The following is a 3,189-nucleotide window of genomic DNA, read 5'->3' on the forward strand; positions in this document are numbered from 1 at the left end:
CCAGCGTGCCCTTCCAGTCGTTCCAGGCCGCCGGGCCGGTGGCCAGCCCGTCGGCCACCGTGAGCAGGTGCAGCAGCCGCAGGCGGCGCGGCGACCCCAGCGCCGCGGCCACGCCCTCGACCACGCTGGGGTCGTCCAGGTCGCGCCGGGTCGCCGTCTCGACCAGGAGCAGGTGGTGCCGGACCAGCACCGCGATCTCCTCGAGCTCGTCGTCGCCAAGGCCCATGCGGGCCAGGGCCCGGCGGGTCAGCAGCTCCCCGGCGACGCTGTGGTCCTCGCCCGACCCCTTGCCGATGTCGTGGAAGATCGCGGCCAGGTAGAGGGCGCCGAGGTCGCCGGCGGCCTCGGCGGTCCTGGCCGCCCGCTCGTCCCGCTCCAGCAGCCGGGACACCTCGGCCGCGGCGGCGAAGGCGTGGCCGTCGACGGTGTAGCGATGCCACGGGTCGTGCTGCACCCGCCCGCGCACCGGGGCCCACTCGGGCAGCAGCACCGCCCAGCCGCCGACGTGGTCGAGCAGCTCGCAGGCGCCGACCACCCCGGGGCCGCGCAGGACGGTCATGAAGGCCGAGCGCAGCGGCTCCGACCACGACTCCAGCGGCGCCCGGTCGAAGGTCTGCTCCAGCCAGGTCAGGGTGGGCCGGGCGATCTGGCGCCCGGTCCGGGCCCTGACCGCCAGCAGCCGCATGGCCAGCAGCACGTCGCCCGTGGGGTCATCGGCCTCGGGGTCCTGGGCCTCGGGGTCCTCGACGGCTGCTGGACCAGATACACCTGTGGACAGCGGCGAGCACCCCGTCCCGCCCTGGGCTACCCTCCCGGAAGGGGCCCCACCACCGGGGGCTGGCGGACGAGCGCGCCCCGCGAAGGTCGACCCCGCGTGGGTCGAGTCTACGACCAGCAGCCCGTCCTCGAGGCGGATGCCGCCCGGCTCCAGCCGGCGGACCAGGCCGGAGCGGCGCGGGCCGCCGAGCAGCCGCTCGGCCAGGGTCCGGGTCTCGACCGCGGCCAGGTACTCGATCGTCCGGGCGGCGGTGTGCACGGCCGCCATCAGCCGGTCGGTGGCGTCCTCGCCGTCCAGGCCGAGGGCCTTGGCCACGGCCGGCTGGAGGTCGGCCCGGACCCGGTCGGTCTTGCGCCGGGTCTGGCCGTGCAGAGCCTCGCGCACGGCCAGCAGCAGCTCGCCGGCCCGGACCAGCTCGGGCCGCCCGGCCGGCCGGGGCCAGCCGGCGACCGCGGCCAGCCAGCCGACGGCGTGCAGGTCGCGCAGGCCGCCGACGTCCTGCTTGAGGTCGGGGGCGAGCACCCAGCCGGCCCGCTCGACCCGCAGGTGCCGCTCGGCCGTGACCTCGAGCAGCCGCCGGGCCAGGCGGCGGCCGTCGCGTTCCAGCCAGCGCCGCCGCCGGCCGGTCATCTCGTCCATCAGCCCGACCGGCCCGGCCACCAGCCGGGCCTCCAGCAGAGAGGTCGCCGCCTCCAGGTCGCCCCTGGCCCGCTCGATCGCCTCCTTGGGCGAGCAGACGGCGTGGCCGACCTGGAAGCCGGCGTCCCACAGCGGGTAGAGCAGGCCGCGGAGGTCCTCGGGGCTGGGCCGGCGCTTGTCGTCCACCAGCACCAGCAGGTCGACGTCGGAGTGGGGCGACACCTCGCCCCGGCCGTAGCCGCCGACGGCCAGCACGGCCACGCTGCTCCGGGGCAGGGGCACGGTGTCCACCAGGGCCGCCAAGGCGGCGTCGAGGGCGGCCGCCCGGCGTCTGGCCGGCCGGCCGCCCTCGCTCAGTGTCAGCTCCGCCGCCTCCCGGACCCCGGAGAGCTCAGCGGAGCCCGAGGTCAGAGCGCATCGCCTCCCATCTCGCCGGTGCGGATCCGCAACGTCTGCTCGACGTTCAGGACCCAGACCTTGCCGTCACCGATGGAACCGGTGCGGGCGCCGTCGACGATCGCCTTGACCACGTCCTCGACCGCGTCGTCGTCGGCCAGGACCTCGACCCGGGTCTTGGGCAGCAGCTCGACCTGGTACTCGGCGCCACGGTAGACCTCGGTGTGGCCCCGCTGGCGGCCGAAGCCGCGGGCGTCGGTCACGGTCAGGCCCTGGACGCCGACGCCTTCCAGCGCCGCCTTCACCTCTTCCAGCTTGAACGGTTTGATGACCGCCACGACCAGCTTCATCAGCCCAGATCTCCTTGGGGCACGCGGACGGTTGAGGGAGCCCGCTCGGGCGGTGCCGCGGCTCCGGCCGGGACCGGGGCGGTGGCCCCGACGCCCTCGCTGAAGGCGTAGCCGACCTCCTCGTGCTGGCTGATGTCCAGCCCGGACAGCTCCTCCTCCTCGGTCACCCGCAGCCCGACGACCAGGTCGACGAGCTTGAGCAGCACGAAGCTGAGCCCGAAGGAGAAGGCCAGGGTGGCCACCACGGCCACGGCCTGCTTGCCGAGCAGGGTCAGGCCACCGCCGGCCAGCAGGCCGTCGGCGCCGGCCTCGTTGAAGGCGGTGTTGGCGAACACGCCGATGAGCAGGGCGCCGAGCATGCCGCCGACGGCGTGGACGCCGACGACGTCGAGCGCGTCGTCGTAGCCGGCCTTGTACTTCAGGCCGACCGCCCAGGCGCAGACGACGCCGGCGGCCAGGCCGATGGCGATCGACCCCATGGGGCCGACGTAGCCGGCGGCCGGGGTGATGGCGACCAGGCCGGCGACCGCGCCCGAGGCCGCGCCCAGGGTGGTGGTCTTGCGCCGGCGCAGGTAGTCGGTGAGGCACCAGCCGAGCACGGCCGCGCCGGTGGCGGTGTTGGTGGCGATGAACGCCTGGGCGGCGAGGCCGTTGGCGGCCAGCGCGCTGCCGGCGTTGAAGCCGAACCAGCCGAACCACAGGATGCCGGCGCCGAGGATGGTCAGGGTCAGGTTGTGGGGGACCATCGCCTCCTTGAGGAACCCGCGCCGCTTGCCGATCACGATGGCGGCGGCCAGGGCGGCGAAGCCCGAGTTCATGTGCACGACGGTCCCGCCGGCGAAGTCGAGCGCGCCGAAGTCACGCAGCCAGCCGCCGGGGGCCCAGACCCAGTGGGCCAGGGGCGCGTACACCAGGAACAGCCACAGGGTGGTGAACAGGGCGAAGGCCGAGAACTTGATCCGCTCGGCGAAGGCGCCGGTGATCAGGGCCGGGGTGATGGCGGCGAAGAACAGCTGGAAGACGGCG

General features: G+C 75.1%; 3 protein-coding genes. All 3 read right to left on the reverse strand.

The window, feature by feature from the left end:
• Nucleotides 1-1,720, reverse strand: a 1,720-nt coding sequence (locus tag VF468_01465) for an HD domain-containing protein (protein ID HEX5876991.1), incomplete at its 3' end; no start/stop codon positions are given.
• Nucleotides 1,721-1,824: 104 nt separating this feature from the next.
• Entirely contained in the window at nt 1,825-2,163 is a 339-nt protein-coding gene (locus VF468_01470) for a P-II family nitrogen regulator (GenBank protein HEX5876992.1), read from the reverse strand.
• Nucleotides 2,163-3,189: ammonium transporter (locus tag VF468_01475; protein ID HEX5876993.1), on the reverse strand; the 1,027-nt coding region annotated here is incomplete at its 5' end. The genes VF468_01470 and VF468_01475, both read right to left, overlap by 1 nt.

This window comes from Actinomycetota bacterium (assembly GCA_036280995.1).
Classification (GTDB): Bacteria; Actinomycetota; CALGFH01; order CALGFH01; family CALGFH01; genus CALGFH01.